The organism is Aliidiomarina sp., from assembly GCF_047920995.1.
Classification (GTDB): Bacteria; Pseudomonadota; Gammaproteobacteria; order Enterobacterales; family Alteromonadaceae; genus Aliidiomarina.
In genome coordinates, this window is the sequence record NZ_JBLRWZ010000036.1 from 1 (window position 1) to 24,604 (window position 24,604).

A 24,604-nucleotide genomic window follows, 5' to 3' on the forward strand; every position below is an offset into this window, starting at 1 on the left:
CTGTAGGCTTGGCTGCCGCATCCATGCGGCAGACACTCTGGCTGGAGCTCAATCTTCCCTTCGCCAGCGCGCGGGCTGTAGCGTGGAAGCAATGCTGCTCCGCGCTCAGGCCGAGAGCATGTCGAGGATGCCCTCGGCGGCAGCGCGGCCTTGGGCGATGGCGGTTACTACGAGATCGGCGCCGAGAACCATATCGCCGCCGGCAAAGATCTTTGGATTTTCGGTTTGTAGCGGGTAGGGTGCGTGTTCATCCGCGGCTTGAATTAAGCGCCATTCGTTGAAGGTAACTCCGTGCTCGGCAAGCCACTCCGGTGGATTCGCCTGATAACCAAACGCCAGCACCACCGCCGTGGCAGGCATTACGAATTCCGAATCAGCCACCGATTCAGGTTTTTGCCGCCCAGCGCTATCGGGTGGGCCAAGCGCCGTGCGCACGAAGCGCACGCCGGTAACCTGGCCTTGGGTATCGGTTTCAATCGCTAAGGGCTGTAAATTGTATTGAAAATCAACGCCTTCCTCGCGCGCATTCTGCACTTCTTTGCGCGAGCCGGGCATATTCTCGGCATCGCGCCGGTACGCGCACACCACTGAACTCGCTTGTTGGCGAATCGCGGTACGCACACAATCCATAGCAGTATCGCCACCACCGAGTACTACTACTTGCTCGTTGGCCAAAGAGATATGCGGATATTCGTGCATGGCGTAGCTCATGATATTCGCCGTGTTACCAATTAAGTAGCGCAGCGCTGGGTAAACCCCTTTGCTTTGAAGGCCGGGCAGGCTGCCATCAACCGCTTTATAAGTGCCTAAGCCCACGAACACCGCAGCATAATCATTTAGCAAATCGGCAAACTGCACATCACGGCCCACTTCGCAGTTAAGCTCAAAGTGAATGCCCATGCCGGTGAAAATCTCGCGGCGCTGCTCCATTACCGATTTCTCGAGCTTAAACGCGGGAATACCGAAGGTTAGCAAACCGCCAATTTCTGGGTAGCGATCGTATACTGTTACTTCGGCGCCGTTGCGGGCGAGCACATCGGCGCAGGCTAGGCCTGCTGGGCCAGCGCCTACCACAGCTACTTTTTTGCCCAGTGGTTGTACATTGCTTAAATCAGGCCGCCAGCCCATAGCGAAGGCGGTATCGTTAATATATTTTTCAATGGCACCAATGGTTACGGCACCAAAATCATCGTTTAAGGTGCAGGCTCCTTCGCAAAGCCTATCTTGCGGGCACACGCGGCCACACACTTCTGGCAAGCTATTGGTTTGGTGCGATAATTCCGCCGCCTCAATGATTTTTCCTGCTTGTGCCAGCTCTAGCCACTGTGGAATGTAGTTGTGCACTGGGCACTGCCACTCGCAATAGGGGTTGCCGCAATCTAGGCAGCGATCGGCTTGAGCCGCCACATGATCGCCCTGCATCGGTTGATGAATTTCTACGAACTCAATTTGCCGTTCGTGCAAGGCGCGTTTCGGCGCTTCGGCGCGCCCCACATCTACGAACTGATAGATATTCTTAGCCATTACATTACCTCCACACGAATGGAATCGGTGGAGCGCGCGCGATGGCCAAGCAAATCACGAATATCGCGGGCGCGCGGTTTCACCAAGCGAAACTTGGGTAGCCAGTGCCCGAATTCGGCCAGTATCCGGCGCGAACGTTCGCTACCGGTGTGCTCCATATGATCGTGAATAAAGCCGCGTAAATGCTCTTTTAAAATCGGCGATTCAATGGCTACAGTTTCGGTAAGTTCGCTGTTCATGCGTTGCTCAAAATCGTTGTTTTCGTCCAAAATGTAAGCCATACCTCCGGTCATGCCGGCACCGAAATTGATGCCAGTGTTGCCGAGCACCACCACTACACCGCCGGTCATGTATTCACAGCCGTGATCGCCAATGCCTTCTACCACGGCTACCGCGCCGCTGTTGCGCACGGCAAAACGTTCACCGGCAAGGCCCGCGGCATATAAACGGCCGCCAGTGGCGCCGTATAGGCAGGTGTTACCCATAATTACAGCAGTGTGGCTAGCAAATGAGGTGTTGGCAGCAGGTTTTAGAGTAATACGCCCACCAGCCATACCTTTGCCAACGTAATCATTGGCATCTCCGGTTAAGAAGAGGTGCAGGCCAGGGGCATTCCACACGCCGAAGCTTTGTCCGGCGGTACCGGTAAAGTGCAGGCGCAGCGGCGTTCCGGCAATGCCCTGCAAACCATGTTGCTTGGCGATAAAGCCCGAAAGGCTCGCACCTACCGAGCGATCATCGTTGCGAATAGGGAAATGGAAATCGCGGCTTTTGCGTTGTTGCGCGGCGGCGCTGCATTCGGCAAGTAGCTGTTGGTTGAGTGCGCCTTTATCGTGTGGCGGATTCTTTTCGGTGCAAAACAACGGCTGCTGTGAGGTAACACCGGCCGATCTAAGAACCGGTGCCAAATCGATAGCAGCAGCTTTGTGGTGTAAGTTATCGCTTACTTGCTCCAGTAAATCAGTGCGGCCAATGAGATCGGTAATATCGCTTACCTGCAGTTGCTCAAGATAGCCTTCCACTTCCTCTTTCAGCAGATGGAAATAGTTTTCTACCTTTTCCGGTAAGCCATTGAAGAACTGTTGGCGTAGGGTTTGATCTTGCGTGGCCACGCCGGTGGCGCAGTTATTAAGATGACAAATACGCAGGTATTTGCAGCCCAAAGCTATCATGGGTGCGGTGCCAAAGCCGAAGCTTTCGGCGCCCAAAATAGCGGCTTTAATGATATCGAGGCCGGTTTTTAAGCCGCCATCTACTTGCAAGCGCACTTTGTGGCGCAAGCCGTTGCTAACTAATGCTTCATGCACTTCAGCGAGGCCAAGCTCCCAAGGCGAACCGGCGTATTTCACTGAAGTAAGCGGGCTGGCGCCGGTGCCGCCATCGTAACCGCTTACGGTAATTAGATCCGCGTAGGCTTTCGCCACACCGGTAGCAATGGTGCCAATGCCGGGTTCAGAAACCAGTTTCACCGAAATAAGGGCAGCTGGGTTTACCTGTTTGAGATCGAAAATCAACTGGGCGAGATCTTCAATGGAATAGATATCGTGATGCGGCGGCGGCGAAATTAACGTAACTCCCGGCACAGAGAACCGCAGCTTGGCGATTTCTGCGGTAACTTTTTCACCCGGCAGTTGCCCCCCTTCACCAGGTTTCGCCCCTTGCGCAATTTTGATTTGTAGCACATCGGCGTTCACCAAGTAATGTGGCGTTACACCAAAACGGCCAGATGCGATTTGCTTAATACGCGAATTCTTCAGGGTGCCAAAGCGCGCCGGATCTTCACCGCCTTCACCAGAGTTTGAGTGGCCACCAAGCTTATTCATCGCAACCGCCAGCGCTTCATGCGCCTCTGGGCTTAGCGCCCCAATCGACATCGCCGCCGTATCAAAGCGCGCAAACAACGGTTTTTTGTCCGCTTTTGCGGAAAAAACAGTAGATTGGGGTCGGTGTCCGCCGTCACTGACACCGCCGTCACTGACACCGTGCTCACTGACCCCTCTCTCTCTGCCCCCATTCTCTTCGCCACGGGGAGGCTTCAGGCGCAGCAAATCGCGCAGCATGGCTACGGGGCGGTTGTTTACGGCGGTAGCGAAGCGCGCATACTCGGCGCTATCGCGGTTGTTTACGGCGCGCTGCAGCGTGGCCACTACTTCAGGGTTATAGGCGTGGTATTCCCCACCATGCACGTACTTCAGCAGCCCACCATGCTCTACTTGTTTGCGCGGTAGCCACGCACGTTGATGTAACAGTTGCAGATCGCGCTGGAAATGCTCAAAACTAGCGCCGTTAATACGGCGATGGCAGATAGGGAAGCAGAGTTCATGTACATCCGGCGCCACGCCAACTAGCTCAAATAAACCCGCACCGCGGTAGCTAGATACCGCCGCGATGCCCATTTTCGACATGATTTTCAGCAAGCCTTTGTTAATACCTTGGCGATAATTGCTTAATGCCTTACGCGCGGGTAGTTGCAAACCACCTTTATCAATTAGCTGCTCGATGGTTTCATAGGCCATAAATGGATACACCGCCGTTGCGCCTAAGCCCACCAATACCGCGATGTGATGGGAATCACGCGCCGACGCGGTTTCTACAATAATGTTGGCATCACAGCGCAATTGTTGGGCTACCAAGCGGTTTTGCACCGCACCGGTGGCCATAGCGGCAGGAATCGGCAGCAGGCCTTTATCAATGGCGCGATCCGTAAGGATTACGATAACAATTTTATCGCTGCGCACGGCATGCTCTACATTATCCGCTAATGCACGCACGGCCTCGGCAAGGCTTTGTTCGGTTGGGTTGAACTGCAACGAAAAACTGCGCCAAGCGTAATGCTCGTTATCCAGCGCTTTTAGCTGTTTCAAATCGGTGTACATCAGCACCGGGCTTTCGAACAACACACGATTGGCGTAGCCCGAGGTTTCGTTAAACATGTTCTGTTCGCGGCCAATACAGGTTCCCAACGACATTACATGGCGCTCTCGAATTGGGTCGATCGGCGGGTTGGTTACTTGCGCGAACTGTTGGCGGAAATAATCATAGAGCAGGCGCGGCTTGCTTGATAACACCGCCACAGGGGTATCATCACCCATCGATCCGGTAGCCTCTTGGCCATCGGCGGCTAGTACTTTAATTACTTGCTCAATTTCTTCCCGCGAGTAATAAAACTGCTTGTGGTACACCGCCATAGTGGCATCATCAAAGAGGCGCTTGCCAATGGCTTCCGCGCTTAATTCCGCAAAAGGGGTGAGCCGTAAAATATGCGCATCCAACCATTCTTTGTATGGGTGGCGGCTCTCTAAATCGTGGTCAATTTCTTTGCTGCGCCAAATCTTGCCGTTATAGGTATCCACCGCCAGCATTTCGCCGGGGCCTAATCTGCCTTTTTCTACTACCTGTTCGGGCTGGTAATCCCAGGTGCCCACTTCCGAGGCTACGGTAATGGTGCGATCATCAGTAATAACAAAGCGAGCAGGGCGCAAGCCATTTCTATCCAAACTGCAGGCTACATGGCGGCCATTACTCAACACCACACCGGCCGGACCATCCCAAGGCTCCATATGCATCGAGTTAAACTCATAGAACGCGCGTAATTTGGCGTCCATTGTAGGGTCGCCTTGCCATGCTGGCGGAATCAGCAAGCGCATTGCTCGGAACAAATCCATACCACCGGCGAGCAACATTTCCAGCATGTTGTCCAGCGAAGAGGAATCCGAACCTTCGCTACTTACAAACGGCGCCGCATCATTTAAATCAGGCAGCAAAGGCGAACGCATTTTATAGCTGCGCGCCAACGCCCATTGGCGATTACCGGCAATGGTATTAATTTCGCCATTGTGAGCCAAAAAGCGAAAGGGCTGGGCAAGTGGCCAGCGTGGTTGCGTGTTCGTAGAAAAGCGCTGATGAAATACGCAAATTGCACTTTGCAGGCGCTCATCGGCCAAATCATGGTAAAAACGCGGCAAATCTGCCGGTATCATTAGGCCTTTGTACACAATCAGCAAGCAACTTAGGGAAGCTACATAAAAATCGGGATCGGCATTGTGCGCGCTGTTTGGCGCCTCAGGCTCGGCTGAACTGCCCATAGCATCGCCCATACTCTGGCCCACAGCAATGCGCTTCTCAGTGCGGCGGCGAGCCATGTATAAGCGCCGCTCCAAATCCTTTTTGCGCCATCCAGGCTGCGCAGAAACGAAAATTTGTTCAATTACCGGCAAGGTGCTTGCCGCAATTTCACCCAGCACTTCGGGGGAGGTGGGCACTACACGCCAGCCGTGCACACTTAAGGTTTCTTTATTTAATTCCTCTTCAAGAATACGTTTGGCGCGGCTACGCTTTTCATCATTAGCACTTAAAAACACATGGCCAACGGCGAATTTCTTCCCAAGTTTCCAGCCGTGTTCCTCGGCAATGGTTTGAAAAAACGCTTTCGGGAGCTGCATTTGAATACCACAGCCATCCCCGGTTTTACCATCGGCGCCAATAGCTCCGCGATGCATCATTCTATCGAGCGCAGTAATCGCGCGTTGTACAATGGTATGGCTCGGCTCGCCATCCAGCTGCGCTATCAAACCAAAACCACAGTTATCACGCACCGTGTTTGCTTGCGTACTAGCCCCGTACAAAGAATTTTGCAACATATACAACTCCCACCTAAACGTATAACAACTTATTAACTTATCATTATTCTGTGAATATGCATATAACCCGCGTGAATGGCAAGAATTGCCGAGGGAATAGATCGGGGTCAGTGAGGCGTTCCTCTGTCCCTTCCGCGCAGCTCATGTTGGTGGGCTAGTGGCTGAACTCGAGTGTCTGCCGCATGGATGCGGCAGCCAAGCCCCCAAGGATGGGTTCACGGCGTCTCGAGGGAAGCCACTAGCCCACCAACTACAGTGCTGCGCCTTGGGGACAGAGGAACGCCTCACTGACACCGCGCTCACTGACCCCAATCTTTCGCAGTTAAACTTTAGTTTCGAGGGGTTTTACGATTACGGCGCTGAGGGCGAGGAAAAGTGCTGAAATGAGTAAGCAGGCGATAAAGCCGGCGGTTTGGAACACGAGGCCAGAAAGGATGGTGCCAAGCAAACGGCCCATGGCGTTGGCCATGTAGTAGAAGCCAACATCGAGCGAAACACCGTCGGCATTGGCGATGCGGATAATTAGGTAGCTGTGTAGCGAGGAATTGATAGCGAACAGCATGGCGAATAGCAGTAAACCGATCACGATACTCAGTTGCGGGCTTATACCCCACGCACCACCGAATTGCAGCAAGGCAGCAATGGTTAGTGGCACTATGGTAAGCAGCGCTGCCCACAAAAACGCAGAGGCATCGGCCTTGGCAATTCTTGGTGCAATGGCTTGAATAAAGCCGTAGAAAATCACCCAAATCGCTAAAAATGCGCCCACTTGCCAATGATCCCAGCCGAACACTTGGCTTAAGGTTACCGGCAGGGCAATCACGAACCACACATCCCGAGCACCAAATAAAAACATTCGCGCGGCGGAAAGTACGTTAATGGCGCGGCTTTTCGAGAGGATGTCTTTGAACTTTGGCTTCACTTTGGCAACGCCAAGCTCGCTTTGCAGCAACACTAAGCTGGCCAGCCACACCACAATGAGTAATGCCATCAAGGCCCACAATGCGCCTACGAACCCGAGCAATGTGAGCAGCAGGCCACCTAAGAAAAAGCCTACCCCTTTTAACGCATTTTTCGAGCCCGTGAGTATCGCTACCCACTTATACAAGGTACTGTGGGCATCATCGGGAACCAACATTTTGATGGCGCTTTTGGCGCTCATCTTATTTAAATCTTTGGCGATACCGGAAATCGCTTGCGCGCACATTACCCACACAATGGTAAGCCATTCGGTGGGCACGGTAAGGGCGGCGAGGGCTATAATTTGCAGCACTAGGCCAATTTGCATGGTTCTATTCAGGCCGATGCGCGCGCCAAGATACCCCCCTAACAGGTTGGTAACTACGCCGAAAAACTCATAAAACACAAACAACATGGCAATTTCGAGTGGGCTGTAGCCAAGTTGGTGGAAAAACAGCACCACCAACATGCGCAGGGCGCCATCAGTGAGCGTGAACGCCCAATAATTGCCCGTAATTACCAAATACTGTTTTATATTCATAACTTCTATATTGCTTAGTGTGAAGTAGAAACTAGCTTAAATCGGCCTTCCCTCACTGCGGATTTTAGCTGCGCGACGCCGCAATGCGTTTCACAAGATCAATGGTACGGTTTGCATAACCCCATTCGTTGTCATACCAAGCGTAAATTTTCACATGAGTGCCATTTACCACCAGCGTAGAAAGCGCATCTACGATAGATGAGCGCGGGTCGGTTTTGTAATCAATCGATACCAACGGTTTCTCTTCGTAGCCTAAAATACCTTCTAAATCGCCTTCCGCTGCCTCCTTCAATGCAGCGTTCACCGCTTCGGCTGTAGTGGCTTTTTCCACTTCAAACACCATATCGGTTAATGAAGGGCAATCAATAGGCACGCGCACCGCATGGCCATTAATTTTGCCCTTTAACTCAGGGAAAATCATGGTGATCGCTTTAGCAGAGCCAGTAGTGGTAGGAATCAATGAGCCCAATGCTCGTGCTCTGCGCATATCTTTGTGTGGTGCATCCAAGATACTTTGCGTATTAGTAAGCGCGTGAATGGTGGTCATAGAAGCATGCTTAATACCGAAGGTGTTTTTAATCACCTGCACCACTGGCGCTAAACAATTCGTAGTGCACGAAGCCGCACTTACGATAGCGTGCTCATGAACATCGAAATCTTCGTCATTTACACCTACCACGATATTTGGCACGCCCTCACTTTTCACTGGCGCCGTTACCACAATATGCTCAACACCTTGATCCAACAGAGGCTGCAGTGCTTCTGCGGTTTTAAATTTGCCCGAGCCTTCAATTACAATATCGCAGTTGCTGAAATCCGCCTTAGTGAAATCTTTATGCTGGGAATAGGCAATTTCATGGCCATCAATATGAATGGCGTTTTCACTGGCACTCACCGCATTTGGCCACCGCCCGTGGGTAGAATCAAATTCAAGCAGATGCGCCATCATGGTGGCATCGGTGCCAGGATCGTTTATCAGCACAAACTCTAAATCTGGGTTATCGAAAGCAGCTCGCAGCGCCAAGCGGCCGATACGGCCAAAGCCATTAATACCTACGCGTACTTTTCTTTTACTCATAGTATGTACCTCAATGTTGTTTTGCTCGTTCGTTAAATTTCGGTGCTAAACGGTTCGCAATGGCTACCAAAGAAAGCATTACCGGCACCTCCACGAGTACGCCAACTACAGTAGCAAGGGCTGCCCCCGAGGCAATCCCAAATACACCGATGGCAACCGCCACTGCCAACTCGAAAAAGTTAGAAGTGCCAATTAAACAGGCTGGTGCCGCAATGTTGTGCGGTAAGCGTAAAAACCATGCGCCACCTAGTGCTATAACGTAAATAAAGTAGGTTTGCAGTATCAGCGGAATTGCAATTAATAGCATCACAAAGGGGCTATTAATAATCGAGTTTGCCTGCAACCCGAATAAAATCAATACGGTTAAGCATAGGCCAACGATCGACATCGGTTTTATTTTCGCTTGAAATGCGGCTAAGCGAGCCACATTCTTTTCGCTGTTTGAATTCGGCCCTCCGTTACCTAGCAGTGCTTTGCGCACCAGCACCCCGGCAATGAGCGGGAGCACTACATACAGCACTACCGAGAGGGTAAGGGTTTCCCAAGGTACCGAAATATCAGTGAGGCCCAGCAGTAAACCAGCGATAGGGGCGAAGGCAAAAATAAGAATTACATCGTTCACTGAAACCTGCAGCAGGGTATAGCTTGCATCGCCGCGTGTAAGTTGGCTCCATACGAATACCATTGCGGTACAAGGGGCAACCCCAAGCAAAATAACGCCGGCTAAATATTGCGAGGCATCTTCCGCAGGAATGAAGTTTTTGAATACCACAAAGAAAAAGAAGTAACCGAGGCCGAACATGGTGAAGGGTTTAATCAGCCAATTTACCACCAAGGTGAGAAACAACCCCTTCGGTTTGCGCGTGGCATCTTTTATAGAGCTTAAATCGATGTGGGTCATCATTGGGAAAATCATTGCCCAAATCAACACTGCAACTACTAAGTTTACCTGGGCAACTTCAGCTGCAGCGATAGCGTTGAATATTTCGGGAACAACAACACCAAGTGCCACACCGGCAACAATACACAGTGCAACCCAAACTGAGAGATAACGCTCAAAAATTCCCATTACTTTCCCTTTTCTGCATACGTCATGGTATCTACCCAGGATGGGGCTGAGGCGGAAGCTGTGTAGAAGATCCACTGGCCTTTGCGCTCGCAATCTATTAGGCCGGTATATATGAATATCCATATATGTTAGCCAAATATGCATCCCAAATATAGCCGTTAGAGCACAAAACGGCAGCCAGAAATAAGAAAGCGCACAAGATGTGCGCTTCCTAAGTGGCTGATAAAGGTTATCCAAAAAGGTACCAATAAAATCAGCAATAAAGATTACAAACTAACCACCGTAGCGGGTAATTAACTCGTTAATGAAGCCATTATCAATAAGCTCTTGCAAGGCTAAATTAAACTCATCCACTTCGGCCTCGGTAACCGCGTTGCGTGAGAACATCACGTATACTTCCGAGGCGGGTAAGCTAATTGTGTGGCGTGTAATTAAATCGGTAAATCCGCGCCGGCGAATAATGGAGGCAGCTACTAGGTTATCTTCCATAAAACCGTCAATATCACCATCCAATAATCGCGCCATATTCAACTCATTCAAACGCGCGCCTACAAATTGATCGCTATATTCGCTTTCGTACATTAGTTCTTGCATCTCTTCACCATAAAAATACTCATTTACGATGCCAACCCGCAGGCCTTCGGCAAGAAACTCGTCAATACTATCCATGTCGTGGCGGCGCGCTTCAGCACTGCGAATAAATAAGCTAAATTGCTCATTGCGGTAGGGAATGGAAAAGTGGGCATACTCAAGCCTACCCGGCGTAAGCGATGCGCCCATTACTAAATCGATTTCGCCATCTTGTAGCCAAATCAGCAGATCGCGCCAACTACCTTGTTGGGCGCGCAGTACGCAGCCAATGTGCGTGGCCGCGCGTTTGGCAATCTCTATATCTACGCCGCCCACTTCACCATTTACACTGGTGTATTGGTAGGGCTCCCAGCTTTCAAAACCCACTACTAAGGTGCAGCTGGGCTCTGAATACATCTGCACTGCTGGCTGCGGGTTCATCTCCATCTCAGTTACATCGGGTGCATCCTGATTCACTGGTGCACAACCCACCAGCATGGCTACAACAATCGCAAACAACGCTTTGGTTATACCGTTCATACGGCCCCCTTCGTTATGGTCATGTGTTAATCCTTAGTGTAGGTGCTTGCTCACTTTTCCGCCACTATAGGCATGCGCGGCAGGCGAGAGCAGGTGCCATGCCACTCATGCGCATAGCGCAATAGCAGCGGCTTTGCTAGAATGCGCGCAATATATAAAAGGATGTTGGCATGGTAGAGTTTTTTGCCGCCTTAGTGGCGGTGGCAGTTGCCGAATTAGGGGATAAAACCCAATTTATTGCCTTGTTATTGGCCGCGCGATTTCCCAAACAGCGCGTAGCTATCCTCGCAGGCATGCTGCTTTCCACAATACTTATGCACGGTATTGCCAGCAGCCTCGGTTTTCTCGTTGGTGATGTTATTTTCGGTGATTGGCTATCCATCGTTGTTGGCGTGGCATTCATTGTTATGGGCTTTGCCATGCTGTTGCCCGAAAAACACGAAGATGCCGAAAAACCTTCCAAATTTGCGCGCTTCGGGCCATTTTTAGCGGCGTTTTTGCTATTAAGCCTCTCCGAAATTGCCGACAAATCGCAAATTGTTACCATGATGCTTGCGGCGCACTACGGCACCATTCTGCCGGTGGCGGCTGGCGCAGTGGTGGGGATGAGCCTGGTATTGGCACCGGTAATTTTCTTTGGTGCATGGATTACCAAACATGTGCCGCTTCATGTTATAAAAATCATTGGTTGTATTGTGTTTGTGGTGCTTGGCCTCGCGGCCATGCTCGCATAGGTTGGCTTAGCTTATTCGCTCAGCTGAAAAAGGAATGCCTGCATGTTAATGATGACACTAGGTGGATTGGGTTTATTGTTGCTCGGTATGGGCATGATGACCGATGGCCTGAAAGCAGCGGCAGGGCAGGCATTAAGTGGGATGCTCGAGCGCTCCACGCAAACGCGGTTAAGGGCGGCATTTACTGGTTTTAGTATTACCGCCTTGGTGCAATCATCGAGCGCGGTAATTGTGGCTACGCTGGGTTTCACCAACGCAGGTATGTTGCGCTTAAAACAAGCCGCGTGGGTGGTGTTTGGTAGCAACCTCGGCACCACGATGACAGCTTGGATTGTGGCGCTCGTGGGCTTAAAAATTAGAGTTGAGCTAATTGCGCTGCCGCTGATTGGTGTGGGCATGTTATTGAAGCTGATACTCAGCAATAAACCACGTGCGCCCCATGTTGGCACGGCGCTGGCGGGGTTTGGGGTGTTGTTTTTGGGCCTCGGTATTTTGCGCGATGCCTTTATTGATGTGGTGGATTATTTACCGCTAGAACAACTCGGCGCTACGGGTGCTTGGGGCATTGTGCTCGGCGTGTTAGTGGGGGCGGTGCTTACCGCGTTGATTCAATCGTCTTCGGCGGCCTTGGCCATTATTTTAACTGCGTCGGTTACCGGTGTGCTTACACCATTACTCGGTGCGGCCTTGGTAATTGGTGCCAACATCGGCACTACTGCTACCAGTATGCTTTCCTCCATCGGTGCCACTACCAATGCGCGGCGGCTGGCGTTAATTCATGTAATTGAAAAAGTGCTTACTGCTGTGATCGCGTTGATTTTGTTGGTGCCGCTATGGTGGGTTTCCCAGTGGTTGGCGGGCGGCGATGCGCGCGCGAATATCAGTACCGGCTTAGCGCTATTTCATACCTTGTTTAACCTTTTGGGTTTGGTATTAATGTGGTTCTTTGCCGGCACCCTGATTCGCAAAGTAGAGAGATGGATTAAGCAGCCAGCGCTTACCTCGGAAAAACCGCGCTACCTCGATGATACGGTGTTAGAAATACCAGCCATGGGTGTGGGCGCCATGCATTCCGAACTGAAGCGCGTGTTCAAGCAGTTGCTCGGGCGGGCGCGAAAAATTATTGATGCCGATGCGGAAGCGCCGCCAGAAGAGGATTTTCACACCACTGCGCTGCTGGGGTCTATTCAAGATTTTGGCAATAAATTAAGTAGCAGTGGCTCATTGGCGGAGCAAGCGGAAACCTTTTTGAATTTAAGTTGGGCGCGCGAAGAGTGCGTGCAATTGAAAGATACCCTGCATGAGCTGGCGCGTATGCCCCATGATGATATTGCTAAGGCCCTGCGCGGCAAACTAAGCGCGCAAATTATGGATATTCTAAGGCCGGCTAATTATAAAGAGCTTACGGTGAGTGAGCGGCAAGAGCTGCTTGCGGATATAGCGGCTACCCGCCGTGCACGCCGCAGCCACTTATTGAATGCGGTGAAAGCGGGCGAGCGCAGTGCGCCGGAAGTAACCCGCATGCTCAACATTATTTCCCTATTTGAAGAAAGTGCCCGCCGCGTGCTGCGCATCGCTGCGGTTCTATACCCGAATGCTGGGGAGAAGATGATGGGGTCAGTGAGCGCGGTGTCAGAGACGGCGGTGTCAGACACCGCGCTCACTGACCCCATTCTCTCTAACCCGGGTGAAATCAACGAAACTAAGCGGAAAGAATAACTTATGCTACTTGCAGGCGTTGCCATTGTTTTTGGATTGGCGTTATTAATTTGGTCCGCAGACCGCTTTATTGAAGGGGCCGCGGTAACAGCCCGACATTTTGGTATGTCGCCATTATTGATCGGGATGCTGATTATTGGCTTTGGTACCTCGGCACCAGAAATGGTGGTTTCCGCGTTTGCGGCAGCGCAAGGGAATCCGGGCCTGGCACTGGGTAATGCCTTTGGCTCGAATACCGCCAACATTGGCATGGTATTGGGCATCACCGCATTAATCGCGCCTATTACCGTGCAATCGAACATACTTCGCCGCGAGATGCCGATCTTAATCGCGGTTACTTTGCTGGCCGGTTGGGTTGTGTATGATGGTTTTGTAAGTGGCTGGAATGCTCTGATTTTACTGGCCGTATTCTTCACCGTGATGGGCTGGTCAATTAAGCAGGGTTTAAATGGCGAAGATGCCTTGGGTTTAGAAACTGAAGCGGATCTTTCCACCCACGATATGCCCATCGCCCGCGCGGTGATGTGGTTGTTTGTCGGCTTGTTCCTGTTGATTGCCAGCTCGCGGATGTTAGTGTGGGGTGCGGTAGATATTGCCGAAGCCTTTGGCGTGAGTGATCTCGTTATTGGCCTCACCATCGTAGCGATTGGTACTTCATTGCCGGAACTGGCCAGTGCCATTGCTGCAATTCGCAAAAATGAGCATGATTTAGCGCTCGGTAACATTATTGGTTCAAACCTTTTCAATACCCTTGCCGTAGTAGGTATAGCCGGAGCAATTCATCCATTCGCGGTGGCGCCAGAAGTACTTACCCGAGATTATTTGGTAATGGGGTTGCTTACCTTGGCGGTGTTGGTGTTTGCCTTCCGAGTGAAAAAAGCGAAGCGGCCGGGGCGAATTAATCGGCTGGAAGGCGGCGTGTTACTGGTTGCGTATGTAGGTTATTTGGCGTGGGTTGTGTTTAACGGCGCCGGTTAGCGCGCCCACGAACCTTAATGTAAGCAGCCCACGAACAGCGCTCAGCAAAACGTAGCGTACAATCGGGCAGCAACAGCCCATCGTTTTTTAGCGAAGTTTTAAGGATCAACAATGAATGAAGCAACGATCGTAACAGCAAATCGCTTAACCTGGGCTGGCGTGGTGCCATTTTTGGCTACCGCAATTATTGGTGCCATTGGTTGGTGGCAACAGCCGTTGCTGCAGGTATTTTTGGTGTATAGCGCCGTGATCTTATCTTTCTTGGGCGGTATTCACTTCGGCTTGGTAATGGCAGATAAGCTTGCAAAGCCGCAGGGCTCGCTGATTATTTGTATGTTGCCTGCGCTCGTGGGTTGGGGTGCGGTAGTATTTTTACCAGCGCTGTGGGCCTTAGTGGTGCTGGCGATTTTGTACATGCTGTGGGTGAAGTATGATGTGCGGCGGGTAGGCGAGAAGTGGTACGAGAAACTTCGTCAGCCGGTTACCTTCGTAGTAGCAGGTACGCATTTTTTATGGTTTATCACCGTAGCAACTGAACTTCGGGTTGGTGCATGAAAATTGATGTTTTGGGCTGCTCTGGCGGCCTTAGTGATAGCGGCGGCAGCACATGTATCCGCATATGCGAATATGCGATTATTGATGCGGGCACCGGCTTAAGCTCGTTGCCATTGGCGGAAATGCGCAAAATCCGGGCGGTGGTGCTCACCCATGCACACATGGACCATATTGCGGCGTTGCCTTTGTTTTTGAGCAATATGTTCGATAATAACGGCCAGCAAGTTACCGTGTATGCGCAGGCACATACCATTCAAACGCTACGGGACAATATTTTTAACAACGCCATTTGGCCTGATTATACGGTGCTGCCAACGCCAGATCGGCCGATTGTGAAGTTTGTAGAATTCCAGCCTGGGGATCAGTTTAGCCTTGCTGAAGCTGGTGGTGTTGCAGCTGATAGAGTTGCAGCAGGTGGTTTTGCAGTAGGGAGCGGCGTAGATATCACAGTATTTCCGGTAGATCATACGATTCCCACTGTTGGAGTAAGCGCGCGTATAGGCGGCGAACAATTCGTATTTAGTTCCGATACCACCGCCGGGCCGTTGCTCGATGCCGAACTCGCCAAGCTCGGCGCCATCGATATCTTCATGCTCGAATGCTCATTCACAGATGATATGCATGAGCTCGCCGTACGCACCAAACACATGACCCCCAGCATGGTGCGCACTACCATCACCAACATACCCATACGCCCCAAACAGGTGTGGATCTCCCACCTCAAACCCTCTTGCGCCGAAGCGCTGCGCACCGACCTCGGTGATTTTTTTGTGCTGTAAAGATTGGGGTCAGTGAGCACCGTCTCCGTCCCCAACTTTTTTGGGGACAGAGAAAACTAGCCGCCAGCCCTTTGCCTTATTGCACCCTTGTGGTGCGCGGGGAAGAATGGGGTCAGTGAGGCGCCTCACTGACCCCATTCTCTCTGTCCCCGAACTGCGCCCAAAAGAGGTACTCCGAAAGTGGTGTAAATGATAACGATTGTCATTTACGATCTGTTCGTTTAGAATAGCGAGCATACAAATTAGGAGGTTTGAGAATGAATCGAGGCAGTAAAGTATTGTTAGCGTTGGCGGCTGGAACCCTTGCCGTATCGTCATTAATTGCCTGCAGCGGCAAGGGTGATGAAGTGAACCTTTACTCATCGCGCAATGAAAGCCTCATTAAACCGCTACTCGATGAATTTACTGCCGAAACCGGCATTCGAGTGAACCTCCTTACCGGCTCTGGCAGCGGCCTGTTATCGCGCATTCAAAGTGAAGGCTCGAACACGCCAGCAGATCTTTTTCTCACCGTAGATGCAGGTTCATTGCATCGGGCCAAACAAGCGAACTTATTCCAACCTATCCACACGCAGGTTTTAGAAGGTGCGGTGCCTGATCACCTGCGGGATAGCGAGCGGCATTGGTATGGCTTAAGCATGCGCGCACGGCCAGTATTTTATGCAAAAGAACGGGTAAACCCCGAAGAAATTACCGATTACCTTAGCCTTGCCGATGAACAATGGCGCGGCCGTATTTGCGTGCGTTCTTCCGATAATATTTACAACCAATCCATGGTAGCCGCCATGATTGCGCATTATGGCGAAGCTGTTACCGAAGAGTGGGCGCGCGGCCTAGTAGCTAACTTCGCGCGCAACCCGGTAGGCGGTGATCGGGATCAAATTCATGCGGTAGCCTCGGGCCAATGTGATATCGCCATCGCCAATACCTATTATTTCGGCGGCATGAGCCTTAGCGATGATGCCACCAACCAAAATACTGTTAGCAAAGTAGCCATTGCTTGGCCTGCGCAGAATAGCAACGGCACCCATGTAAATGTGTCGGGTATTGGCCTTATCAAAAGTGCACGCAATCCAGAAAACGCTATCAAGCTAATGAATTTCTTAGCCCGCGAATCATCGCAAAGCTGGTATGCCGAAGCGAACTCCGAGTATCCAGTGAACCCGAACGCACAGTGGAGCGAAGTATTGCAAAGCTGGGGTAACTTCAAAGCCGATGAGATATCCATGAGCGAACTGGGCGAGAACAATGCCGCTGCCGTGCGTTTAATGGATAGAGCCGGCTGGCGCTAAGCGCACGAAATTAAGCAAGGAAACTCATGGTTCGTACCCTACGCAAAGCAGGAAAACACTTAGGTGTGAAATTATGGCGCAAGTGGCACGATATTTCGTTGCCACTGGTTGCCGTTATTATTTGTCTGCCATTAATCGTGGTAGTAGCTAGCTTTTTTATGGGCCTCGCTGGCGAAGAACAACGCGCCACCCTAAGCCACTTGTTCAGTAACGTAATCGGCGAATATGTAAAACATAGCGCTATTTTACTTTTAGGTGTTGGCCTCATGGTGCTGGTGATCGGTGTGGCCACGGCGTGGCTTACCACCGCGTGCGAATTCCCCGGCGTGCGTTGGCTGCGCTGGGCGCTCCTGTTGCCTTTAGCCATGCCAGCTTATATCACCGCATACACATACAGTGGCATGCTCAGCTTTGAAGGTCCGGTGCAGAGCGCTTTACGCACGCTCTCGGGCTGGGGCCTCGGCGATTACGCCTTCCCAGAAATCCGCTCTCTTACCGGCGCTGTGCTGGTAATGGGCTTTGTTTTATTCCCCTACGTGTACTTGGTTACCCGCGCCGCATTTATCGAACAATCCCGCGCCGCAATAGAGGCTGGCCGCACCCTGGGTTTGGGCCCATGGCAAAGTTTCTCACGGGTGGCGTTGCCCATGGCACGTCCTGCCATCGCCACAGGCGTTACCTTGGCGCTCATGGAAACCCTAGCTGATTACGGCACCGTGCACTTTTACGGCGTTACCACCTTTACCACCGGTATTTTCCGCACGTGGTATGGCATGAACGACAAAGTAGGGGCGCTGCAACTGGCCAGCATTCTGCTGAGCGCCGTAGTAGTGCTCATGCTGGTGGAGCGCATATCACGCAAACAATCTCGCTATCATCACGCTGGCCGCAGTAACCAAGCCACCCGGCCCATGCGCCTGCGCGGCGGTAAAGCCTTACTCGCGTTTATGGTGTGTTTTTTACCAGTGCTGTTCGGCTTCTTATTGCCGGCATTGCAGCTGTTAAGCTGGTCATTCGATCGCCTTGATGTGTGGGCCGATACCGCCTTCTGGATCCTCATTCGCAACAGCCTTGTGTTAGCGGCGTTAGCGGCGGTGATTACCGTTACCTTCGCGCTCTGGCTCTGCTACGGAAAACGGGTAGCCAGTAAGCGCCAACAAACCAGCAGCACCCGTATTACCAAAGCCTCGGTAAGTTTCGCCTCGCTCGGTTACGCCATTCCCGGCGTAGTAATTGCCGTAGGTGTGATGGTGCCGCTCAGTTGGCTAGATCATCGAATTATTGCCTTTAGCGAGAGCGTTTTTGGTGTGAATCCGGGGCTAATTTTCTCCGGCACCATTATTGCCTTGTTGTTTGCCTATACCGTGCGGTTTTTATCGATCTCCATTCAAACCGTAGAAAGTGGTTTGAGCCAAATTAGCCACGCGATGGACGAATCGGGCAGAATTTTAGGGTTAAAATCCCAAGAAGTGCTCACGCGCATTCACTTTCCGTTATTGCGGACAAGTTTAATTACTGCGGGCATCTTGGTGTTCGTGGATGTGTTAAAAGAATTGCCGGCTACGTTAGTGTTGCGGCCCTTTAATTTCAACACTCTGGCGGTGCGGGCTTATGAAATGGCGGGCGATGAACGCTTAGCCGATGCAGGCCCCGCCGCCATTATGATTGTATTGGCGGGTTTGATTCCGGTAATCCTGTTGAGCCGCGCCATGAACCGGCGGCAAACTATGAGCAAAGAAGAAACGCGGCCGCTGGATCCAAGGCCAGGCGAGATTTACGAGCCGGTGTAGTTGAGTGCATGGTTAGGTGCATGGTTGAGTGCATGCGCTTATGCATATATATAGATATGCGCATATGCAGATATCCGCATATACAGATATACCAATACGTACATACGTTTAAACGAATGAATAAAGGAAACGCATGAGCCAGTTAAAACTAAGCAGTGTAGAAGTGAGCTTCGATCGACAAACTATTGTTGATGGCGTTAGCTTTTATCTTGGTGAAGGCGAAATTGGCTGTTTGCTTGGCCCTAGTGGCTGCGGAAAAACCACCTTATTACGAGCAATTGCCGGGTTTGAGCAAGTTAGCTCCGGCAGAATCGAACTCGATAAACGCTTGGTAAGCTCGCCTGGGCAACACATTCCGCCGGAGAAACGCGGCATAGGTATGGTGTTTCAAGATTTCGCTTTGTTTCCGCACCTTACCGTGTTTGAAAATGTGGCCTTTGGTATTCGCAAGCAATCAGATGAAGAGCAGCGCAAGCGGGTAAACCAATTGCTTTCGCATGTGGGTTTGGCGGGCTATGGCCCGCGGTATCCGCATCAACTTTCTGGTGGTCAGCAACAGCGCATTGCACTGGCGCGGGCATTAGCACCGAAGCCACGCCTATTGTTAATGGACGAGCCGTTCTCTTCTTTGGATGCGGAGTTGCGTGAATCGCTTGCTGCGGAGGTGCGCAACCTTTTGAAAGAAGAGGGCATAACCGCGCTGTTGGTTACCCATGATCAACAAGAAGCTTTCGCTATGGCAGATCGCGCTGGCGTGATGTACCACGGCCGCTTGCTGCAGTGGGATACTCCGTATGGTTTGTATCACCAGCCCGCGCACCATTTGGTGGCCGATTTCATTGGCGTAGGGGTGCTGGTGCACGGTTCAGTTACCGATAACCTTGAAGTAGATACACCGCTCGGATTATTGCGCGGTGATGAAGTGGTGCGCGGTACCGAGGGTGAGGCGGTAGATGTGCTCATTCGCCCTGATGATATCGTAATTGATGACAGCTCAGAGCGGCGCGCAAAAATTGTGGCGCGCGGATTCCGTGGCGCGCACTTCTTATACACCGCCGAACTGGAAAACGGCAGCCACCTCCTATGCATGGCACCATCTCACCACCAATATGAACTCGGCCAAGAAGTGGGCTTACGCCTCAACCTCGATCACCTCGTACTCTTCCCTTCCGGCTACTGCGATACTTGAGCTTGAGCTTGAGCGGCAGCGCTTGCGTTCGGCGAGTTGAAGATAGGGGTCAGTGAGCAACCACACTGACCCCTATCTCTTGCGCAATCGCTTAACACCCCTGAGCCACAAGGGCTGGCAGCCAGTTTTCTATGCTACCTTAAAAAACGGGGACGGAGACGCGCCTCACTGACCCCAATTTAAAGATCGCAGGCGCAATCTACGGTTATTTCCGGGAAGCGGGCTTGCAGGATAGCGCGGAAGGCGCGCTGCACGGCGGCATCGCCATGCACTAGGCGCACATAACCAACGTGTTCAGCGGTGGCGATGAACTCGATAAGTTCTTGCTGATCGGCATGCGCGGAGTAGCCGCCGAGGGTGTGAATCTCGGCTTTTATCCATATCCGTTCGCCATCAAGATCCACGTAGCCGCCGCGTGGGCCGTAGCGTTGAATATCACGGCCTGGGGTGCCAGCAGCCTGAAAGCCAACGAACAGTACATCGGTGCGCGGATCGGGGAGTAGGGCCCGCAAGTAGTTCACCATGCGGCCACCGGTGCACATGCCGCTGGCGGCGATCACAATGCAGGGTTCGCCGGTGCTGCGTAGATAGTTCACCAAACGTTCGTGTTCTGCGTGGCTGGAAACAATATGCATACGTTTGAAATTCAGTGGATGGCGATCATCAGCCAGCCTGCCGCGCGCCTCGGCATCCCATAAATCGCGCATCTTGCGGTACTGTTGAGTAAATTCGGCTGCCATCGGCGAATCAACGATCACAACGATATCTTGCCAAATGCTGTGTTCTTTGGCGCATTCCGCCTGTTTGCACTGGTAAATAATATCTTCCAGCTCGTACAGCAGCTCTTGGGTGCGGCCAATGCTGAAGGCAGGAATTAGCACCGCCCCGCGATCGGCAACACAATGTTCTATCACGCGTTGCAAGCGTTGCTGCCGTTCCGCGCGATTTTCATGATTTTTATCACCGTAGGTAGATTCCAACACCAGCATATCAGCGCGCTCCAGCGGCTGCGGGTCTGGCAACAAGGGGCTGTTTTTACAGCCTAAATCGCCAGAAAACACAATCCGCTGCGGCTTGCCCGAGAGGTTGGGGTCAGTGAGCGCGGTGTCTGACACCGTCGTCACTGACACCGTCGTCACTGACACCTCTCTCTCCGACACCGCCGTCACTGACACCAACCTCTCAAACTCAACATAAGAAGAGCCAAGAATGTGGCCGGCTTGGCGGAAGCGGAGGCGCAGCGGTAGGGCGGCATCGATGGTGCCAAGCTCGAGCCATTCATCGTAATCTACGGGATGCAGCAGGCCGTCGAGCAGTTTCAGCACGGCTTGAATGAGCTGGGCGTTGCGGGTAAGGCCAACTTTTAGGGCGTCTTCGATTACCATGGGCAGCAAATGTGCGGTGGCGCGAGTACAAAAGATGGGTTTGCGGTAGCCGGCGATGAGCAGCCAGGGTAGGCGGCCCACGTGGTCTATGTGGCAGTGAGTAATTACTAACGCGCGCACATTATCGAGCGAAAAATCAATGGCTTGGTTGTTTTCGCCGGCATCACCGCTAACCGTATCGGCGCCGCTGGTTTCCGCTCCTTGAAACAAGCCAATATCCACTAAAACTGAGGCGCCGGGTGCTACAACGAGCTCGTGGCACGAGCCGGTAACGCCGCTTGCTGCGCCGTGGTGTATTACGTCCATGTTGCTATCCTTCTTGTTTAGCGGTTATAAGGCCGCCACTCTCCATTATTAATTTGCAGAAGAAACTGCCCTTCCACATTCAGCATAATTACCCGGTCATTTTCCAACACGGGCAATGTTTCGTTTACCGCTCCAGCGATTTCAGCTGGGCGATAACTGCCCCCAGTAAACGGCTGTTGGCGGATAATTTCGTAAATTACTTCGGCAATTGCACTAGGCCCAGTGGCATGGCCAATTTGTACCAGCTCATGCGCTCGTGTGCCCGAACCGGCCGCACCCATACCAGCCGATTCGGCAGAAGAACCCGCCGCACCCATACCAGCCGAACCCGCCACGTCCAAGCCAGCTCCAGCAACCCCCTCACCAAACAGCTTAAACAGCACTGGCACATGGGTAAGTTCCGGGGTTGGAATCTCGCGCATACCGGGCAGTTGCATACGATCGCCTTGTAGCCCAGAACCATGCTCTGGCACCATCACTACCAGCACGTTACGGCCGCTTGCCTCAATATCCTGAAACAGTTGCAGCGTATCATCTAGCAAGGTTTTGGCCCGCGTTCGATAGCTCGCCATGCTATTGCCGCGAAAGCCCGATAAACGGTTGCCATCGTGCAAACTCATGGTGTTATAGAAGGTGAATTTTGGCGTTGCGCCGAGGGTATCCAGCCAATCAGTAAATATCGCGCTATCTGCCCGAATCGGCGCCTGATCAAAGCCACTCATAGCAATTGGAAATTGCTCTGGGCTTACAACCTGCGCATCCTGCATGCCGCCGAGCTCACGAATTTGCCGTAAAAAATTATCAAACGCGCCGCTGTGGTTCATGCGAATTTCAGCAGCAAACCCAAGGGCTGCAAGCTGCTCGTTCATCATGCATTCGCCTTCGGGCTCAAACAGTTGCCGATGAGGCACGTGGCCGCAACTGGCTTGCAATAAACGTAAGGTTGCAGGCCCAGAATACGAACTACCGGTGTAAAAATTACTGAGCATAATGTCGGCTTGCGCCCACAGCGGATGATCTAGCAAATCAAATTGCTGCAAATCTTGCCACGATAGCGAGCATACATTGAGAATTAAAATATCGAAATTTGGGTTCGCCACGCTCGGTGGGCTTAAGCGAATTTGGCTTTGCTGCGCATAAAAGCGCGTTAAAATAGCATCCGGATCACCACTGCCGCGCTGTATCGCCAACATGGGGGCGCTAGTTACTTGCGCGGAAGGCGATGTATATATCGGAGCAGGAGCAAACTGCGGTAACACCGGGTAAATAACCAAAAGCACTAGAGTAAGGGCGGTCATGCGGATAATTTTGCGCAAATAGGCAAATACAATCATGGCTACCAAAAATACCGCAATGGCTTCAATGGCAATAAAACGGCCAATAAGCTCAACTAAATACACTACACTGAAGCTGCTTACTAATTGCCATTGGTCAACTAGTCGCGAAAATGGTGGCAGGCTAGTTTCTTGATAGAACAAAATAACCGCCGCGATAATGGCAATAAGTTGCCGGGCAATTTTTAGAGACCGCGGTTGTATCGGTATTACCAAAAAGAAGAATAAAACAATATTCCATAGTAGGTTCAGTTCAATATAACCGAATACTCCTGCGCCAATCTTCAGTAAAAAGTAGAAGCTCCATACGCCCAATCCGGGCCATGAAAACAACGGATGATTGAGCAAGTGATGCCGTTGTTGTTGGTATAAATGATCATTCATGTGCGCGATTTCTCAGCGTTAGCATTTGCGTCATCTATTGTCGCAGCGCGAGTACCACCAGCCGAGCCCGCTACAGATGCAGCCTTAGCATCACGCCGTAGCACCCGAATATGCCGGTTGAACGGAGAAAAGGTAAACATATTCCGGTGCATCAGCCCGCGCACATAGGCGATTACCAACCCACACAGTAAACCGAAAACGAAACTTGCAAGTACTATCCAAATCAACAACGCTTCAGGCATCGTTTTTCCTTATAAATATTCTGCTTTGCGCACTTTGGGTGCGGTTTTTGCGGCAACTTTACGGGTAATAGCGCCATCTTCACGATACCCCGATTCAATATCAAGCGCAGGGCTTGGGTTTAACCGTTCTTCTGCAACTAGCTGGGCTTGCAAATCAATAATTTGTCCATGTTTCACCAAGCGCACTTCATTTTTAAATAAATTATCGCTGGGAATACCGAAATTCATATACAAAACATTACTTACATCACTATCGCGGCAGCCATATAAATACAAATATACCTGGTCGCCAATTACCGTAATTACATCGCCCGGCCTACGGCTAGAAAAACGCCGGACAATGGAATGGGCGGTAAGGCCGGTGCCAGGCTCGGCACGAATTAGCACGGAATCTAGCGCTTGCTGTTCAGCTTTTTTCTCCAACGTATAAATGGAGCTCAAAAACGCCAGTGGCATCAAATAGCCACGTACTTCTTCGGTAAGTTGGTTGCTTTTTATTTCCGCAAAACTGTCGGCTAAGGTAAGTGAGTAATAAAAACCCACTGTGGTTTCCGCAATGCCAATAATACGGCGCGTACTAATTTCATTCGGCAATACTAAATTCGCGCCACTGCTAATAAGAATGCGTTCATCTTGCAGCCGTAATGATTCATCACGCTCGCGCGCAATAATGCGCAAATAAGGGCCAAAATATTTCCGCAGCTCATAAATGCGGGCAGCAACATTTAATAGTTGTTCGCGCGAAGTAATACCCACCAAAACGGCTGCATCAGTGCCTTGCGGTAATACATCACGCAATTCAGTATCGCTATCAATAGGCTGCCACTCGCTGGGCACGAATTCACCTTCATCAATTGCGGTGTTGCACACAAAACGCGGCGCTTTTTCACCCATGCGGGCCGTATCAGCAGAAAAATTATCGTGGGTAACAAATTGAAAATTTACGCCGCCATTGGGTAATAACTTTTCTTTTAGTTCCCAATTCCAGCGGCTAA

Annotated in this window: 18 protein-coding genes; 8 read left to right on the top strand and 10 right to left on the bottom strand. The window is 51.5% G+C overall.

Features of this window, described 5'->3' with window-relative positions; translation table 11 throughout:
* Nucleotides 1–105 precede the first annotated feature (105 nt).
* From ACNA7P_RS09465 to ACNA7P_RS09490, 6 genes are all read right to left on the bottom strand, one after another.
* Nucleotides 106–1,524: an FAD-dependent oxidoreductase gene (locus ACNA7P_RS09465; RefSeq protein WP_416258385.1), complete on the bottom strand. Its 1,419-nt coding sequence runs from the start codon at nt 1,522–1,524 to the stop codon at nt 106–108.
* On the bottom strand, nt 1,524–6,164 hold the full coding sequence (gltB, locus tag ACNA7P_RS09470) for a glutamate synthase large subunit (protein WP_416258386.1): 4,641 nt from the start codon (nt 6,162–6,164) through the stop codon (nt 1,524–1,526). Before gltB ends, ACNA7P_RS09465 begins: the two co-directional genes overlap by 1 nt.
* A gap of 322 nt (nt 6,165–6,486) precedes the next feature.
* Entirely contained in the window at nt 6,487–7,665 is a 1,179-nt protein-coding gene (gene arsJ, locus ACNA7P_RS09475; RefSeq protein WP_416258387.1) for an organoarsenical effux MFS transporter ArsJ, read from the bottom strand.
* 64 nt (nt 7,666–7,729) lie between these two features.
* Nucleotides 7,730–8,743, bottom strand: coding sequence for an ArsJ-associated glyceraldehyde-3-phosphate dehydrogenase (locus ACNA7P_RS09480; protein ID WP_416258388.1), 1,014 nt, complete (start codon nt 8,741–8,743; stop codon nt 7,730–7,732).
* 10 nt (nt 8,744–8,753) lie between these two features.
* Entirely contained in the window at nt 8,754–9,812 is a 1,059-nt protein-coding gene (gene arsB, locus ACNA7P_RS09485) for an ACR3 family arsenite efflux transporter (protein ID WP_416258389.1), read from the bottom strand.
* A 273-nt stretch (nt 9,813–10,085) separates the two neighbouring features.
* Complete coding sequence (locus ACNA7P_RS09490) at nt 10,086–10,922, bottom strand: substrate-binding periplasmic protein (protein WP_416258390.1); 837 nt, start codon at nt 10,920–10,922, stop codon at nt 10,086–10,088.
* A 170-nt stretch (nt 10,923–11,092) separates the two neighbouring features.
* On the opposite strand from ACNA7P_RS09490, the gene ACNA7P_RS09495 reads away from it, so the two are divergent.
* The 8 genes from ACNA7P_RS09495 (at nt 11,093) to ACNA7P_RS09530 (ending at nt 19,958) form a co-directional block, all read left to right on the top strand.
* Entirely contained in the window at nt 11,093–11,656 is a 564-nt protein-coding gene (locus tag ACNA7P_RS09495; protein ID WP_416258391.1) for a TMEM165/GDT1 family protein, read from the top strand.
* A 42-nt stretch (nt 11,657–11,698) separates the two neighbouring features.
* On the top strand, nt 11,699–13,375 hold the full coding sequence (locus ACNA7P_RS09500) for a Na/Pi cotransporter family protein (RefSeq protein WP_416258392.1): 1,677 nt from the start codon (nt 11,699–11,701) through the stop codon (nt 13,373–13,375).
* A gap of 3 nt (nt 13,376–13,378) precedes the next feature.
* A complete protein-coding gene (locus ACNA7P_RS09505) occupies nt 13,379–14,353 on the top strand; it encodes a calcium/sodium antiporter (protein WP_416258393.1) in 975 nt (324 codons plus the stop codon).
* 111 nt (nt 14,354–14,464) lie between these two features.
* Nucleotides 14,465–14,908: a DUF3429 domain-containing protein gene (locus tag ACNA7P_RS09510; protein ID WP_416258394.1), complete on the top strand. Its 444-nt coding sequence runs from the start codon at nt 14,465–14,467 to the stop codon at nt 14,906–14,908.
* Nucleotides 14,905–15,687 (top strand): 3',5'-cyclic-nucleotide phosphodiesterase, encoded by a 783-nt coding sequence (locus tag ACNA7P_RS09515; protein ID WP_416258395.1) that lies wholly within the window; start codon nt 14,905–14,907, stop codon nt 15,685–15,687. The genes ACNA7P_RS09510 and ACNA7P_RS09515 overlap by 4 nt, the downstream gene beginning before the upstream one ends.
* A 257-nt stretch (nt 15,688–15,944) precedes the next feature.
* Nucleotides 15,945–16,979, top strand: coding sequence for a Fe(3+) ABC transporter substrate-binding protein (locus ACNA7P_RS09520; RefSeq protein WP_416258396.1), 1,035 nt, complete (start codon nt 15,945–15,947; stop codon nt 16,977–16,979).
* 26 nt (nt 16,980–17,005) lie between these two features.
* The gene (locus tag ACNA7P_RS09525; protein ID WP_416258397.1) at nt 17,006–18,769 is read left to right on the top strand and encodes an ABC transporter permease; all 1,764 of its coding nucleotides are present in this window, start codon (nt 17,006–17,008) and stop codon (nt 18,767–18,769) included.
* A gap of 133 nt (nt 18,770–18,902) precedes the next feature.
* Nucleotides 18,903–19,958, top strand: a complete 1,056-nt coding sequence (locus tag ACNA7P_RS09530; protein WP_416258398.1) for an ABC transporter ATP-binding protein — start codon at nt 18,903–18,905, stop codon at nt 19,956–19,958.
* A 179-nt stretch (nt 19,959–20,137) separates the two neighbouring features.
* Here ACNA7P_RS09530 and ACNA7P_RS09535 read toward each other — a convergent pair whose 3' ends face one another.
* From ACNA7P_RS09535 to ACNA7P_RS09550, 4 genes are all read right to left on the bottom strand, one after another.
* Nucleotides 20,138–21,649 (bottom strand): MBL fold metallo-hydrolase RNA specificity domain-containing protein, encoded by a 1,512-nt coding sequence (locus ACNA7P_RS09535; RefSeq protein ID WP_416258399.1) that lies wholly within the window; start codon nt 21,647–21,649, stop codon nt 20,138–20,140.
* A 17-nt stretch (nt 21,650–21,666) separates the two neighbouring features.
* The gene (gene bcsG / locus ACNA7P_RS09540) at nt 21,667–23,367 is read right to left on the bottom strand and encodes a cellulose biosynthesis protein BcsG (RefSeq protein WP_416258400.1); all 1,701 of its coding nucleotides are present in this window, start codon (nt 23,365–23,367) and stop codon (nt 21,667–21,669) included.
* Nucleotides 23,364–23,609 carry a hypothetical protein gene (locus ACNA7P_RS09545; protein ID WP_416258401.1) on the bottom strand — a complete coding sequence of 82 codons (246 nt, stop codon included), beginning with the start codon at nt 23,607–23,609 and terminating at the stop codon, nt 23,364–23,366. Before ACNA7P_RS09545 ends, bcsG begins: the two co-directional genes overlap by 4 nt.
* A 9-nt stretch (nt 23,610–23,618) precedes the next feature.
* On the bottom strand, nt 23,619–24,604 hold a 986-nt coding region (locus ACNA7P_RS09550), incomplete at its 5' end, for a BcsE family c-di-GMP-binding protein (RefSeq protein WP_416258402.1).